The following is a 14,935-nucleotide window of genomic DNA, read 5'->3' as shown; positions in this document are numbered from 1 at the left end:
CCCGGGCGAGGTGGATAAGCCGGTCCCCTTCCGGCCAGACTCCCATGGATGAGCAATGTGGACAAAAGATGGAAGCGGGCGACGGCGCTCTCGGTCCTGGCCGGGTTGCTCCTGGGCACGGTGGTGGCCGCGGCGCGGTTGCCGGCCGGGGAGGCGGGGCCGGGCAGAGCGCCGCGCGTGACGCGGCCGGCCGGGCCGACCGCCGGCACGGCCGAGGCCCGGCCGGCCATGGCGCCCCCCGGGAAGACCGGTGCGGCGGCCGACCGGCAGGGCGTCTCGCGGGTCGACCTGGAGTCGCTCCGTCTCCCGCCCCTGCTGGACGGGTGGGCGCGCCTCGCCCTCCGCGACCCGCGGGCCGCCGTCCGGACCATGGAAGCGCTGGCGCGCACGCCCCTCTACCGTCCGACCGTGGGGGCGGCGCTGGCAACACCCTCCCTGCGCGAGGCGCTGGGGCGGGCGGCCGGGGAACTCCGCCGGCGACACGGCCGACCGGACGCCGCCTGGGTTCGGGCGACGCTGGCCCAGGCCGGGGGTGAGGGGTGGATGACCGCCCTGGACCTCCTCGCCCGCGACGCGGGGAAAGATCCGACGCTGGAGCGGCAGCTGCGCTGGACACTCCAGCAGCCCGGCGCCTCTCCCCTGCGGCCCTGGGTCGAGGCGCTGCTGGCGGGTGCACGGGCGGAGCGGGCCGGAGGGAGAGGATAGGCGGGCTCGGGGTCAGCCCCGAGGGCACCGGCCGCTGACCGGCCGTGGGCCGGGCGCGGGCCGGCGCCGGTGCGCTCTTCCTCGACGGGGCGCTATCCTCTCGGGGGAGGGGAGAGGCCGATGCGCGGCTGGCTGTTGCAGCCTTCGCCCGGGGCGGCGGGGAGGGGAACCCGCCTGGAGTGGCGCCAGGACCTGCCGGAGCCGCACGCGGGGCCGGGGCAGGTCCGCATCCGCGTCTCCGCCTGCGGCGTCTGCCGGACCGACCTGCACGAGGTGGACGGCGAGCTCCCGCTCTCCCATCCGGTGGTGCCCGGGCACCAGGTGGTGGGGCGGATCGACGAGGTGGGGCCGGGGGTGACCGGCTTCCGGCCGGGAGAGCGGGTGGGGGTGCCGTGGCTCTGGTCGAGCTGCGGCCGCTGCGCTTACTGCCGGCAAGGCCGGGAGAACCTGTGCGAGTCGCCCCGCTTCACGGGCCTGGACGTGGACGGGGGATACGCCGAGTGGACGGTGGCGCCCGAGGAGGCGCTCCTGCCGCTTCCGCCGGCCTACGACGACGCGGAGGCGGCGCCGCTCCTCTGCGCCGGCCTGATCGGCTACCGTTCGCTCCGCCTCTCGGGGGTGGAGCCGGGCGGCCGCCTGGGTCTCTTCGGCTTCGGCGCCTCCGCCCACCTGACGCTGCAGGTGGCCAGGCACATGGGCATCGAGGTCTACGTCTTCAGCCGCGGCGAGGCGCACCGGCGGCTGGCCCTGGAGCTCGGCGCCGCCTGGGCGGGCAGCGCGGGCGAGGAGCCGCCGCACCCGCTGGACGGGGCGATCACCTTCGCCCCCGCGGGGGCGCTCCTGCCGGCGGCGCTCTCCAGCCTGCGGCGCGGCGCCACCCTGGCCATCAACGCGGTCCACATGGACCGCCTGCCGGAGATGCCTTACCAGCTCCTCTACCACGAGCGGAGCCTCCGGTCGGTGGCCAACCTGACGCGGGAGGACGGGCGCCGCTTCATGGCCATCGCCGGCGCCGTCCGCCTGGAGGTGCGGGTCGAGCCCTTCCCGCTGGAGGGCGCGGCGGAGGCGCTAGCGGCCGTCCGCCAGAGCCGCCTCGAGGGAAGCGCCGTCCTCCTGGCCTAGCGGCCGCTCCAGCAGCTCTTCCAGGCCGTCCAGGGCGGCGGCCAGGCGCTGGCCGCCCCGGTCGAACTCGTGCCGGAGCTCGAAGAGCGCCCGCTCCACCAGGAAGGCGTCCAGGAGGCGGCGGAACTCCTCGGGACGCGAGGGGAGCCAGCTGACCCGGCCGGCTTCCTCGAGGTAGGCCCGGAGGTAGGCGGCGACCGACGCCCGGTACCAGCTCTCCGCCCGCGGCGCCAGCTCCGCGCGCCCCTCCGTCGCCATGCGGCTGGCGAAGTGGAAGGAGCGGAGCATGGAGGCGACGTCGCGGAGCGGCGACTGCTTGAGGCGGCGCTCGGTCAGGGAGCGGGCCGGGTTCCCCTCCAGGTTGAGGACGGTGTAGTCGTCCTCGCCCTCGCCCAGCAGGAACTGGCCGAGGTGAAGGTCGCCGTGGCAGCGGATCCGCTCCGCGCTCAGCCGCTCCTCGGTCAGCGCCTGGAGCCGGCGGAGGAGGTCGCTCTCGCGCGCGATCAGCCGCTCCGACCGGCCTCGCCGCTCCTCGGGGAGCGCGGCCAGCTCGGCGCGGAGGCGGCCGAAGACCTCGCCCAGGAGGCCGCGCATCGACTCGTAGAGGGCGCGCTGGACGAAGGGCGTGAAGGGCTCCGGCCGGAAGTCGGCCTCCGTCGCCCGGAGGCCGGTCCGGGTGCCGCGGCCTCCCGCCGGCCCCGGCACGAGGAAGCGATGGAGCTCGGCCGTCGCCCGCCCCAGCTTCCGGGCGACGGCCAGCCACGCCTCCAGCGGGGCCGGGTCGTCGGACGCACCGGCCTCCGCCCCACCCGCCAGCCAGCCGGCCAGTGACCGCTGGGCCAGCGACCAGGCGTCGCCCTGGTAGGGGACGAAGCCCTCCAGGATGCCGACCAGGGTGGGCTCGCCGCGGTCGGGCCGGTACTCCAGGCTGCCTGCGAGCGGGCGGATGTGGCGGTAGCGCCGGGCGGTCAGCCAGTCCGCCAGCTCCAGCACCGGGTGGCGCCCCGGCTCCAGCCGCCGGAAGAGCCGGAGGAAGAGCCGCTCGTCATAGGCGACGAGGCTGGTCCCGTTGCCGTGGCGGAGCATGGTGGGCTCCCGCCGCTCCGGCGCCTCCCGCCGCAGGAAGGGGGCGGGCCGCGCCACCAGGGCGCCGCGCGCCCCGCGGAAGCGCCGCCGGTGGTGGAGCGCCTCCACCAGCCGCCGCCGGAAGGAGGGCAGCTCCAGCGCGTCGACCAGCAGCCCCCGCCAGGGCGGCGCCGCGGGCGAGCGGCCGATGCTCACCCGCGCCAGCGGCTCTCCCACCCCCGCCGCCTCTTCGCCCCGCTCCTCCACCAGCGCCAGCGGCACCGCCAGCAGCAACGGCTCGGCGTTGGTGAACTGGGCGCGCAGGAAGACGAACCAGGCGGGCGGCTCCTCCTCCCCGGCGGGGATCACTTCCTGGAGGGTCACCGCCTGGAGCCGCGCCCTGACCGGTGTGCCGGCCGCGCTGAAGGGCCCCATCTCGGTCCGCGGGAACCACGGTTGCCCGTCCAGCCAGCGCGCGAGGCGGAGCTCGAGGCGCTCCGCCGTCCGCCCGCGGAAGAGCTCGCCGGCGCTCTCCAGCTGGAAGAGCGGGCGCTCCTCCAGGCCGTCGGGCCGCTCGCCCAGGAGGGTGAGAAGCGCGGGATCGGGCTCCAGCGCGAACCAGTAGAACTCGTGAGGGCCCAGCGTCAGCGGGTAGGCCGCCTCGCCCACGCGGGGGAAGGGGGACCGGCCGAAGAGCTCCACGGGCACCCGGCCCTGGTAGGAGCGGAGGTCCAGCTCCGCGTACTGGGCGAAGCGCGAGAGGTTGGCGACCACCAGCACCGCCTCCTCGCCCAGGCGGCGGACGAAGGCGAGGACGTGCCGGTTCTCGGTGGAGACCGGCTCCAGCCGGCCGCGGCCGAAGGCGCGGGCGCGCGCGCGCAGGGCGATCAGCCGCCGGACCCACATCAGGAGCGAGTGGGGGTTCTGCCGCTGCGCCGCCACGTTGACCGCCTCGTAATGGTATTCGGGATCGGTGATGACGGGCAGCAGGAGGCTCTGGGGGTTGGCGCGGGAGAAGCCGGCGTTGCGGTCGGCGCTCCACTGCATGGGGGTGCGCACGCTGTTCCGGTCGCCCAGGTAGACGTTGTCGCCCATGCCGATCTCGTCGCCGTAGTAGAGGACGGGCGTACCCGGCAGCGAGAAGAGGAGCCCGTACATCAGTTCGATGCGCCGCCGGCTGTTGCCCAGGAGCGGCGCCAGGCGCCGCCGGATGCCCAGGTTGACGCGGGCGCGGGGTTCCTGGGCGTAGGCGCGGACCATGTACTCCCGCTCTTCCTCGGTCACCGTCTCCAGCGTCAGCTCGTCGTGGTTCCTCAGGAAGAGCGCCCACTGCGCCCCCTCGGGCAGCGGCGGCGTCCGGCGCAGCACGTCCACCACCGGCGCCCGGTCCTCCATGCGCAGCGCCATGAAGAGGCGCGGCATGAGCGGGAAGTGGAAGGCCATGTGGCACTCGTCCCCCTGGCCGAAGTAGGCGGCCGCCTCCTCGGGCCAGAGGTTGGCCTCCGCCAGGAGGATCCGCCCCGCCGCCCGCCCCTCGATGTGGCGGCGCAGCTCCTTCAGCCAGGCGTGAGTCTCGGGCAGGTTCTCGCAGCTGGTCCCCTCGCGCTCGAAAAGGTAGGGGACCGCGTCCAGGCGGAATCCGTCCACCCCCCGGTCGAGCCAGAAGTCGACCACGCCCAGCATCGCCTTGCGCACGTGCGGGCTGTCGTAGTTGAGGTCCGGCTGGTGCGCGTAGAAGCGGTGCCAGTAGTAGGCGTGGGCCAGCGGGTCCCAGGTCCAGTTGGAGGGCTCGAAGTCCTGGAAGATCACCCGCGCCTCGCGGAAGCGGTCGGGTGTCTCGCTCCAGACGTAGAACTCCCGTTCGGCCGAGCCGGGGGCGGCGCGCCGGGCGCGCTGGAACCAGGGGTGCTGGTCCGAGGTGTGGTTGAGGACCAGGTCGACGATGACGCGGATGCCGCGGCGGTGCGCCTCGCGGGTGAAGCGCTCGAAGTCCCGGAGCGTGCCCAGGCGGGGGTCGACGCCGGTGTAGTCGGCCACGTCGTAGCCCCCGTCCTTCCACGGGGACGGGAAGAAGGGCAGGAGCCAGACCGCGGTCACCCCCAGGTCCTGAAGGTAGTCGAGCTTCTCCGTCAGCCCCCGGAAGTCGCCGATGCCGTCCCCGTCCGCATCGCAGAAGGAGCGGACGTCCAGTTCGTAGATGACCGCGTCCCGGTACCACTGGGGATCGTCCGCTTCCGGCAGGAAGCCGCGCGTCCTCCGAGCCATCCTCCACCCCCGCCGAGCCTGAAGTATAGCGCCGCGGGCGGCGGGCCAGCACCGTCTCCCGGCCCGCCGTCCCGGCCTCCCCGGCTTTCAGGGAGCCTCCCCGGGGGTCGCTCCCGCGGCGGGTTTCCGCCCCCCCGGCCGGGCCTGCGCCCGTCCCGTCCCCGCCTCGCCGCGGGCGGTCCTCCGCCTCCCCTCCGGGGGGCTGGCAGGCTGGATCCGGTACCGCTCCAGCACCGTCTCGACGAAGGCGCGGACCGCGGCCGACTGCCGCCGCTGGCGGAGGAGGGCGAGGGTGGTCGTCCGGCGTAGCTCGGGGAAGCCCTCCACCTGAAGCTGAACCAGCCGCCCGCTCCGCAGGGCGTCCTCCACCGTGCTGGCAGGAAGCAGGCCCACCCCCAGTCCCAGCTCCGTCATCACCCGCACCGCCTCGTGGTTGTCGAACTCCATCACCACCCGGGGCAGGATGCCCAGGGCATCCATGGTGCTGTCCACCAGGGCGCGGAAGCGGGAGCCGGCCTTGTGCGTGATCAGGGCCAGCCGCGGCAGATCCCGCAGGGTGAGCGGCTCGGGCAGCTGCCGGGCGAGGCGCGGCTGGGCGACGAAGCAGATGGGGTCGTCGAAGAGGGGGTAGCTCTCGATGCGCGGGTCGTTGACCGGCGTGGTCACCAGGGCCACGTCGATCTCGCGGTTGAGGAGCCGGTCGACGGTCTCGCGGATGGCCGCGATCAGGACCTGGATGCGGACCTCGGGGTAGCGACCGGTGTAGAGCTGGAGGAGCTCGGCCAGGGTCGTGGGGACCAGCGTCTCCACGCAGCCCACGGAGACCTGGCCGTGGTGGGGCGAGCGCAGCTCCTCCACCCGCTGGCGGTACTCCTCGATCGTCTCCGAGACGCGGACCGCGCACTCGTAGACCAGCTGACCCGCCTCGGTCAGGTGGGGGTGGGCGTGACCCCGGTCGATGAGAAGGGCGCCGAACTCCCTCTCCAGCGCCGCCACCTGGCGTGTGACGGTCGACTGGGTGACGTGCAACGCCTCGGCTGCTGCGGTGAACGAGTGGCGCTCGACGACCTGGCGGAAGGTGAGAAGGTGCTGGAGCAGCAGCGGCATCGCTTCCCCCGCGGAGGTAGTGATGCGCCGTCGCCTCCCCCGGTATGCGCCCGGCGCATGGGACGGTTGCAAACTCTTCATTGGGATTATACCGGCGCGGAGCCTATTCTTAGAGACGAAAGAAGCGCACTCCATCGCGAGGTGAGTGGGAATGGCCGCATCGCCACGCGTCTTCGCGTGGAAGATCGGCGGGGACCAGGGCGAGGGGATCGATTCGACGGGGACGATCCTGGCCACGGTCCTCGCACGGGCGGGATACTGGATCTACGGGTACAAGTGGTTCTCCTCGCGCATCAAGGGCGGTCACACCAACTTCAAGATCCGGATCTCGGACCGGCCGGTGAACGGGGCCAGCTCGGACACCCACGTCCTGGTTGCGCTCACCCAGGAGGCCATCGACAAGAACATCGACGAGGTGCTGCCGGGCGGCGTGGTCCTGGCAGACGAGGCCTTCCAGGCCCGACTGCCCGAGACGGCGCCTGCCGGCGTCCGATTGGTGACGATCCCGCTCAGCGAGATCGCCAAGCAGGCGGGCGGCGTGCTGATGCGGAACATGGTGGCGCTGGGGGCCAGCGTCTACCTGATGGGCCTCGAACTGGGGCCCTTCCACGAGTTCGTCCGGCGCCGCTGGGGCTCCAAGGGCGAAGCGGTGGTCCAGTCCAACTTCAAGGCGCTGGAGCAGGGCTACGCTTTCGCACAGGAACACCTTCCGGGCGAGCCCTTCCGGCTTCCGCCGGCCGACGGCAGGCCCAAGCTGACGCTCACGGGCAACCAGGCGCTCGCCCTGGGCGCCGTGGCGGCCGGCTGCCGGATCATGGCCGGCTACCCCATCACGCCGGCCACCAGCGTCATGGAGACGCTGGCGGGGATGCTGCCCAAGTTCGGCGGCGCCGTGGTCCAGATGGAGGACGAGCTGGCCGCCGTCCACGTGGTGGCGGGTGCCGGCTATGCCGGCGCCCGGGCCATGACCGCCACCTCGGGTCCCGGCATCTCGCTGATGCAGGAGGGGATCGGGCTCCTGAGCATGACGGAGACGCCCTCGGTGATCGTCGACGTCCAGCGGGCAGGCCCCTCCACCGGCGAGCCGACCAAGGTGGAGCAGTCCGACCTGCTCGCCCTGGTGCATGGCGGCCACGGCGAGGGCCCGCGCATCGTGATCGTTCCCTCCTCGGTGGAAGAGTGCTTCCGCGACGGCGCCGAGGCCTTCAACCTCGCCGAGCGCTTCCAGTGCCCGGTGATCATCGCCTCGGACCTGGCGCTGGGCGAGTTCACCTACACGGCGGAGGACCTGCCGCTCGACCAGGTGCGCATCGAGAGGGGCGCCCTGGTCGACGCCGGGGAGTTGAGGAGGCTCGGAGAGAGGCGCTTCCAACGCTACGCCTTCACCCCGACCGGCGTCTCGCCGCGGAGCATCCCCGGCCAGCCCGACGGCCAGTTCCTGGCGACCGGTTCCGAGCACAACGTCTTCGGCCATGTGACCGAGGATCCGGGGAACCGCACCCGGATGATGGAGAAGCGGTGGAAGAAGATGGAGTCCGTCGACTTCCCCGCCTTCACCTACGAGGGACCGGAGCGGCCGGACGCGGTGGTGATCGGCCTCGGCTACACCCGCGGCGTCATCGAGGAGGCGCTGGAGGCGCTCCGGGCACACGGCGCCAGCGTCGGCCACCTGCACCTCCGGCGCCTCAGCCCGTTCCCGGCGAAGGAGCTGCGGGAGCGGCTGGCGGGTCTGCCCTTCGCCTTCGTGGTCGAGCAGAACGCCACCGGCGAGCTGCGCTTCCTTCTGGAGGCGCATGACGCCGTCCCGGCGGGCGTGGTGGTCGGCGAGGTGCACAAGGCGGACGGGCGTCCCTTCGTTCCGGAGGAGATCGCCAGGCCCGTGGCGGAACGGCTGGGCGTGCACGGCGACCTGGAGGGCTGGTTGCGTGCCGGTGACCGGGTGGCGCCGGTACAGGAGGCGGTGCGCTGATGGCTACGCTGGAAGCCTTCAAGACCGACGAGAAGGCCTGGTGGTGCCCGGGCTGCGGCGACTTCGGCGTCCTCTCGGCGCTGCAGAAGGCGCTGGCCGACCTGGACCTGGAGCCGGAGAAGGTGGCCCTGGTGGCCGGCATCGGCTGCTCGGGCAAGATCGGCAACTACATCAACTCCTACAACCTGCACGTGACGCACGGGCGGACGCTGCCCGCGGCGCTCGGCGTCAAGCTGGCCAACCCGTCGCTGACGGTGATCGCCGCCGGCGGCGACGGCGACGCCTTCGCCATCGGCATGAGCCACTTCGCCCATGCGGTCCGGCGGAACCCGGACATCACGTACATCGTGATGGACAACCACATCTACGGCCTGACCAAGGGGCAGAACTCTCCCACCAGCGACCCGGGCGCCAAGAGCAAGGCGACCCCGTGGGGCAACGTGGAGCAGCCCGTCCGGCCCCTCTCCCTCGCGCTCAGCGCCGGCGCCACCTTCGTGGCGCAGGGCTTCTCCGGCAACCCGCGGCAGCTGACCGCGATCATCGAGGAAGCCATCCGGCACAAGGGCTTCAGCTATGTCAACGCCATCAGCCCCTGCGTCACCTTCAACCGGGTCAACACCTACGACTTCTACCGGAAGTCGCTGGTCAACCTGGAGGAGGATCCGGAGTACAGGACGAACGATCGGGCTTGGGCGCTGCGGAAGCTCCTGGAGACCGACGAGCTGGTGACGGGCATCATCTACCGGGACGACGAGACGCTCTCCTTCGAGGAGCGGCTGCCCGGCTTCCTGGAGGCGAAGCCGGCGGCGCAGCGGACGCTGGAGGAGCTGGAGGCCGAGAAGGCGCGGGTCCGCCAGCTGATCGAGAGCTACCGCTGAGCGGAGCCGTCCGGTCGGCAGCCGGCAGTACGGGGGGAGCGGCCGCGGGGCCGCTCCCCTTCCGTCGGGACGGCCCGGTTTGCCCGCGCTCCGGGCGGTGGGGTATGAAGGTATCGCTGCGATCCGTCGAGGAGGGGAGTGGTGGAGCCTGGAAAGGTTCCGCGAGACCGACCTGGTGGACTTCGAGTTTGTCGGCGACGCCCAGATCGCACCGGAGGGCGCCGTCGTCGCCTATGTGCAGACGGTGGTGGACAAGGAAGAGAACCGCTACCGCTCCCGCATCTTCCGCCTTCCGTTCGAGGGCGAGGGGGAGGAAGGCGAGGCGGAACCGATGACGACCGGCCCGGGCCGCGACTTCCACCCCCGCTGGTCGCCCGACGGGCGCTGGCTGGCCTTCCTCTCCGACCGCGAGGCGGCGAAGGGGAAGGATGCCGGCCTGGACGCGGAGGGCCGCCCGCTCCAAGCCCTGGGGGTGCAGCTCTACCTGATGCCGGCGACGGGGGGTGAGGCGCTCCGCGTCACCGACCTGCGCGGCGGCGTCGAGGGCTTCGTGTGGGCGCCGGACGGCCGGCGTGTGGCCTTTGTCGCGCGGGTGCCGCTGGCCGGGCCCCGCTTCCTGGACGAGAAGGCGGCCGACGACGACGAGCTGGACGAGAACGAGCGCCTCTTCCGCAGGTTCAACGCCGACGTGAAGCACCACACCCGGGCGCGCTACCGGGAGGACGGCGTCGGCTACCTGGAGGATCGCTTCCTCCAGGTCTTCGTCCTGGACGTGGTCGCCGCCCGGCAGGCGGTGGCGAGGGGAGAGCCGCGCCCGCGGCCGCTCCAGCTGACCGGGGGGCCCTACGACCACGCCATGCCGGCCTGGTCGCCCGACGGCTCGACCGTGGCCGTCTCCGCCGCCCGGGTGGAGCGTTCCGACCTGGCCCGCTTCACCGACATCTGGCTCTTCCCCGCCGACGGCCAGGGCGAGCCGAGGAAGCTGACGCCCTCCCGCGGCATCTGCACCTCTCCCGCCTTCGCCCCGGACGGGCGCACCCTTGCCTACCTGGGCCACGAGCGGGAGCAGGGCTGGTACACCGACGTGCAGCTCGTCCTGATCGACCTGGAGGCCGCCCGCCGCGGCGCGACGGACGAGGAGGTGCGCCGCTCGCTGACGCGGGGGTTCGCCCGCTCGCTGGAGGACGCCTCGGTGGTCGACATGCGCTTCGCAGGCGAGGGCTTCCGGCCCACCTGGAGCGCCGACGGCCGGCAGGTGCTTCTCCTCGCCTCCGCCAACGGGACCACCCACCTCTTCCGCGTCGACGTGGCGGGGGCGCTGGAAAGCGGCTCCGGGGCCCGGGTGGAGCGGCTGACCACGGGCGACCTGGTCGCCTTCGACGGCAGCTTCGACCCCCGCAGCGGGCGGGTGGCGCTCTCGGTGGGGACGGCGGAGAACCCCAACGACATCTACGTAGGCGACCTGCGGGAGTTCCGGCCGCTCGCCGCCGGGCCCGGCGCCGAGGCGCTGGAGCGGTTGCTGGCGGCGCCGCCCGAGGCGGGGGGCGGGCTGCCGCTGCGGCGCCGGACGCACACTTCCAGCCGGCTCCTCCAGCGCCGGGCGACGGTACTGCCCGAGCGCTTCACCTTCCGCTCGCCCGGAGGGCCTGAGCTCGACGGCTGGCTGATCCGGCCGCTCGGCTGGCGGGAGGGCGAGCGCTACCCCGCCGTGGTGGAGGTCCACGGCGGGCCGCAGATGATGTACACGAGCGAGTTCTTCTTCGAGTTCCAGGTGCTGGCGTCGGCGGGCTTCGCCGTCCTCTACGCCAACCCGCGCGGCAGCCAGGGCTACGGCGAGGCGTTCACCGCCGACATCCGCGGCCACTGGGGCGAGCACGACTACGCCGACGTGATGGCGCTGGTGGACGCGGCGCTGGAGCGCTACCCCTGGATCGACCCGGAGCGGCTGGGCATCGCCGGCGGCAGCTACGGCGGCTTCATGACCAGCTGGGTGGTCGGGCACACCGACCGCTTCCGCGCGGCGGTCTCCATGCGAGCGCTCAACAACATGCAGAGCTTCTTCGGCACCTCCGACGGGGGTTACCACTGGGATGAGGTCTTCGGCGGCAAGCCCTGGGAGGTGCCCGACCGCTACGATGCCCAGTCGCCCATCACCTACGTGGGGCGCGTCCGTACGCCCACCCTGGTCCTCCACAGCGAGGAGGACTACCGCTGCCCGCTGGAGCAGGGGCAGCAGATGTTCGCCTCGCTGCAGGTGCAGGGGGTGGAGAGCGAGATGTTCCAGTATCCCGGCGAGAGCCACGGCCTCAGCCGGCAGGGGAGGCCGTGGCACCGCGTCCACCGCCTGAGGGCGATCCGGGAGTGGTTCGAACGCCACCTTCAGCGGGGCGCGCAACCGGAGCCGCAGCCGGCGCGGAGCCGGCGCTGAGCAGGGGGTCGGCCCGGCCGGCGCGGCCGACTCGGCCGGCCGGGCCGCCGGATCCCGGGGAGGTGAGCCGGGAATGCGCGTGGTGGTGGGTGCACGGAGCTTCGGCGACCTCTTCGAACGGCTGCCGCGGCTGCTCCCGGGCACGGAGGTGCTGCCCAGCGAGCCCGGGCGCCTGGCCGAGACGCTGAGGCGGGTGGGCGGGGCTGACGTCATCGTCCCGGGCATGTCGCCGGTGGACGAGGCGGTGCTGGAGCAGGCCCCGGGCGTGCGGCTGGTGCAGCAGTGGGGGGCGGGTCTGGACACGGTGGACATCGACGCGTGCAGCCGGCGCGGCGTGCCGGTGGCCAACGTGCCCTCCGCCGGCACCGGCAACGCCGAGTCGGTGGCCGAGTGGGCGCTCCTGGGGGCGCTGGCGGTCTCCCGGCGCATCGAGGAAGCGCGCCGCAACCTGGACGGGGGTTCGGCCACCTGGGGTCGGCCGGTGGGCCGGCTGCTGATGGGGAAGGCGGCGCTGGTGGTCGGCCTGGGCGGGATCGGACAGCTCCTGGCCCCGCGCCTGCGCGCGCTGGGGATGCACGTCTGGGCGGTCCGCCGGCGCGGGATGGGGGAGGACGGCGCCGCCCTGGTGGCGCGTCTGGGTCTGGAGGGGCTGGGCGGTCCCGCCGACCTGCCGGATCTCCTGCCGCGGATGGATGCCCTTTTCCTCTGCCTGCCGCTGGGGCCGGAGAGCTACCACCTGATCGACGGGAAGATGCTGGCGCGCATGAAGCCGGGTGCCGTCCTGGTCAACGCGGGGCGCGGCGGGCTGGTCGACGGCGCGGCGCTGGCCGAGGCGCTGCACGCGGGCCGGCTGGGGGGAGCCGCCCTCGACGTCTTCGAGCGCGAGCCGCTGCCGGCGGACGATCCGCTCCGCAGCGCGCCCAACCTCTTCCTGACGCCGCACATCGCCGGCGTCACGGAGGAGTCCTACGCCGGCATCGGCGCCGCGGTCGCCGAGAACCTGCGGCGGGTGGAGCAGGGACTGCCCCCGCTCCACTGCGTCAACGCGGCCGCGCTCACGCGGCGCTCCTCGGCCGCAGGCGGAAGGCCCGCCTGAGCGAGAAGGGCTGCTGGACCAGCAGGTTCTCCTGGTAGACGCGGGCGGCCCAGCGGATCAGGAGCCAGAGGGCCGCCAGGTTGATGGCCAGGCCCAGGAAGGGCTCCCAGATGGGGACCGGCAGCGTCAGCACGCGGAGGAACATGATCATCGGCGTCAGGAAGGGCACGAAGGAGCCGATGGTGGCCACCCGGCTCTCCGGCGAGACCACCGCGAAGATGGCGACGAAGTAGGCCACCATCATCAGCATGGAGGGGAGGCCCGCCGCGTTCTGGGCTTCCTCCGTCCGGCTGACCATGGCGCCCATGGCCGCATAGAGCGCCGAGTACATCAGGAACCCCACCAGGAAGAAGACCACCATCCAGGCCCAGGCGCCCACCGGAATGGTGGAGAGCTTCAGCTCGCCCCCCGCCTGGAGCGCCCCCGGCAGAAGGCCGGAGGGAAGACCGCGGAGCAGCGCCACGCCCAGCCCCACCAGCATCATGAGGAGGAACTGGAGGAGGCCGGCGGCGCCCAGCCCGGCCAGCTTGGAGAGGAGGATGGTGGCCGGGCGGGTGGCCACCAGGAGGACCTCCGCGATGCGCGAGGTCTTCTCCGTGGTGACGCTGTACAGCATCATCGAGCCGTACATGGCCAGGGCGACGTAGAGGAAGATCATCAGGAAGTAGCCCAGCCCCTGCGTCACCAGGAAGTCGGCAGGCCTGCTCTTCGGCTCCAGCGCCACCTGCCGGATGACCAGCGGGGACATCGCCGCCTGGAAGGCCGCGGGGCTGATCCCGGCCCGCTCCAGGCGCAGGGGGAGCGAGGCCTGGCTCAGGGCTGCGGAGAGGACGGCCACCGCCTGCTCGGCCCGGTCTTTGGAGATGTACCGGGCGGAGACCGCCTCCGGTCCGGCGCTCGGCCGGAGCCAGAGCACGCCGGAGACCCTTCCCGCCCGCACCGCCTGCTCCACGGCGGCCTGGTCGGCGGGGCCCCGCCAGGGCTGGAGCGCCAGCCGTCCCGCCGAGGGTTGCGCCTTGACCGCCTGTTCCAGCGCCGGCGCCAGCCCGGTCCCCTGGTCGAGGACGGCCACCCGGCTGGTGCCCATGCTGCCCAGCCAGTCCATCAAGGCCGGCAGGAAGGCCAGCGCCACCACCAGCACCAGCGCCACGACGGTGGTCACCTTGTAGCCGGTGGAGCCCGCCATCTGCCGGAACTCGCGCTGCGTCAGGACCCAGAACTGGTTCACGCGCCCGCCTCCTTTCCCCGGCGGACCCCTGCCCGCGCGGGCGCCGGGGCCGGGGACTCCCCGGGCTCCGCCTGCAGGCTCTCCACCCGGTCGATGTAGATCCGCTCCAGGCTCGGCAGGCCGATCTCGAAGCGGAGCGGCGTGCCGAAGGTCCGAATCCGGTCCAGGAGCGGGCCCGGTTCCACCGGGCGCCCCGGCTCCAGCAGGTACTCCCAGTAGTCGACGCCCCGCCGGGAGACCGACAGGCCGAGCTCCCGGGCGACCGCCTCGTAGAGCGCGCGCCCCCGCCCGCCCTGCACCGGCTCGCCGTCCTCGCCCGCCTCGGCGAAGGCGAGCCGCAGCGTCCGGCGCCCGTCGGCCTCCTTCACCCGGCGGACGGGGCCGGCCAGGACGGCGCGGCCCGCGGCGATCAGGCAGACGCCCTCGCAGAGCTCCTCCACGTGCTCCATGCGGTGGCTGGAGAAGAGGAGCGTCCGCCCTGCCGCCACCTGCTCGCGGATGACCGACTTCAGCAGGTCCACGTTGACCGGGTCGAGACCGCTGAAGGGCTCGTCCAGGATGATCAGCTCCGGCTCGTGGAGGAGGGCCGTCGCGAGCTGCGCCTTCTGGGCGTTCCCCTTGGAGAGCGTCTGGGCGGGTTTGTTCGCCCACGGCTCCAGTCCCAGCCGCTCGATCCAGGCGTCGGCGCGGCGCTGGGCCTCGCCGGGGGGGAGACCGGCCAGCCGGCCGAAGAAGGCCAGCTGTTCCCGCACCGGCATGCGCGGGTAGAGGCCGTGCTCCTCGGGCAGGTAGCCGAAGGAACGGCGGGGAAGCTCCCTGGCGGGTCGCCCCAGAAAGAGGACCCGGCCGGCGTCGGGCTCGAGGATGTTCAGGATCATGCGCAGGGTGGTGGTCTTCCCCGCGCCGTTGGGCCCGATGACCCCGAAGGCGGTTCCGGCGCGCACCTGGAAGGAGACGTCGAGGACGGCCCTCACCGGGCCGAAGGACTTGGAGAGCCCCTCCAGCTCCAGGACGGGGAGTGCGGACAGGCTTCCCGGCAAACGGGTTCCTCCTTCCACGCCGCCAGCGACGT

General features: G+C 73.2%; 10 protein-coding genes. 6 read left to right on the top strand and 4 right to left on the bottom strand.

All coding sequences use genetic code 11. The features are described from left to right. The first annotated feature begins 57 nt into the window (after window positions 1-57). Window positions 58-705 carry a hypothetical protein gene (locus QJR14_05245; protein ID MDI3317005.1) on the top strand — a complete coding sequence of 216 codons (648 nt, stop codon included), beginning with the start codon at window positions 58-60 and terminating at the stop codon, window positions 703-705. A gap of 120 nt (window positions 706-825) precedes the next feature. Next, complete coding sequence (locus QJR14_05240) at window positions 826-1,827, top strand: zinc-binding alcohol dehydrogenase family protein (protein MDI3317004.1); 1,002 nt, start codon at window positions 826-828, stop codon at window positions 1,825-1,827. On the opposite strand, the gene treS is transcribed toward QJR14_05240, so the two are convergent. After that, window positions 1,774-5,157 carry a maltose alpha-D-glucosyltransferase gene (treS, locus tag QJR14_05235; GenBank protein ID MDI3317003.1) on the bottom strand — a complete coding sequence of 1,128 codons (3,384 nt, stop codon included), beginning with the start codon at window positions 5,155-5,157 and terminating at the stop codon, window positions 1,774-1,776. The genes QJR14_05240 and treS overlap by 54 nt on opposite strands. 87 nt (window positions 5,158-5,244) lie before the next feature. Beyond that, entirely contained in the window at window positions 5,245-6,264 is a 1,020-nt protein-coding gene (locus QJR14_05230; GenBank protein MDI3317002.1) for a LysR family transcriptional regulator, read from the bottom strand. Window positions 6,265-6,415: 151 nt separating this feature from the next. On the opposite strand from QJR14_05230, the gene QJR14_05225 reads away from it, so the two are divergent. The 4 genes from QJR14_05225 (at window position 6,416) to QJR14_05210 (ending at window position 12,635) form a co-directional block, all read left to right on the top strand. After that, a complete protein-coding gene (locus tag QJR14_05225) occupies window positions 6,416-8,233 on the top strand; it encodes a 2-oxoacid:acceptor oxidoreductase subunit alpha (protein ID MDI3317001.1) in 1,818 nt (605 codons plus the stop codon). Continuing rightward, on the top strand, window positions 8,233-9,111 hold the full coding sequence (locus QJR14_05220; protein MDI3317000.1) for a 2-oxoacid:ferredoxin oxidoreductase subunit beta: 879 nt from the start codon (window positions 8,233-8,235) through the stop codon (window positions 9,109-9,111). The genes QJR14_05225 and QJR14_05220 overlap by 1 nt, the downstream gene beginning before the upstream one ends. A gap of 97 nt (window positions 9,112-9,208) precedes the next feature. After that, a complete protein-coding gene (locus QJR14_05215; protein ID MDI3316999.1) occupies window positions 9,209-11,539 on the top strand; it encodes a S9 family peptidase in 2,331 nt (776 codons plus the stop codon). 73 nt (window positions 11,540-11,612) lie between these two features. After that, window positions 11,613-12,635 (top strand): 2-hydroxyacid dehydrogenase, encoded by a 1,023-nt coding sequence (locus QJR14_05210; GenBank protein MDI3316998.1) that lies wholly within the window; start codon window positions 11,613-11,615, stop codon window positions 12,633-12,635. On the opposite strand, the gene QJR14_05205 is transcribed toward QJR14_05210, so the two are convergent. Both QJR14_05205 and QJR14_05200 read right to left on the bottom strand, forming a co-directional pair. After that, entirely contained in the window at window positions 12,595-13,863 is a 1,269-nt protein-coding gene (locus QJR14_05205) for an ABC transporter permease (protein ID MDI3316997.1), read from the bottom strand. The two genes, QJR14_05210 and QJR14_05205, sit on opposite strands and share 41 nt — an antisense overlap. Continuing rightward, window positions 13,860-14,903, bottom strand: a complete 1,044-nt coding sequence (locus tag QJR14_05200) for an ATP-binding cassette domain-containing protein (GenBank protein ID MDI3316996.1) — start codon at window positions 14,901-14,903, stop codon at window positions 13,860-13,862. The genes QJR14_05205 and QJR14_05200 overlap by 4 nt, the downstream gene beginning before the upstream one ends. Window positions 14,904-14,935: the final 32 nt, after the last annotated feature.

It is taken from the genome of Bacillota bacterium (assembly GCA_029961055.1).
Taxonomy (GTDB): Bacteria; Bacillota; Sulfobacillia; order JAIMAT01; family JAIMAT01; genus JAIMAT01.
Note: the sequence above shows the minus strand (reverse complement) of the source record. Positions and strands in the feature narration are given on the sequence as shown.

Excerpts from the sequence above, each read along its gene's own strand:
- treS (MDI3317003.1), bottom strand. The coding sequence starts at position 5,157 with ATGGCTCGGAGGACGCGCGGCTTCCTGCCGGAAGCGGACGATCCCCAG.
- QJR14_05240 (MDI3317004.1), top strand. The coding sequence starts at position 826 with ATGCGCGGCTGGCTGTTGCAGCCTTCGCCCGGGGCGGCGGGGAGGGGA.
- QJR14_05225 (MDI3317001.1), top strand. The coding sequence starts at position 6,416 with ATGGCCGCATCGCCACGCGTCTTCGCGTGGAAGATCGGCGGGGACCAG.
- QJR14_05210 (MDI3316998.1), top strand. The coding sequence starts at position 11,613 with ATGCGCGTGGTGGTGGGTGCACGGAGCTTCGGCGACCTCTTCGAACGG.
- QJR14_05220 (MDI3317000.1), top strand. The coding sequence starts at position 8,233 with ATGGCTACGCTGGAAGCCTTCAAGACCGACGAGAAGGCCTGGTGGTGC.
- QJR14_05230 (MDI3317002.1), bottom strand. The coding sequence starts at position 6,264 with ATGCCGCTGCTGCTCCAGCACCTTCTCACCTTCCGCCAGGTCGTCGAG.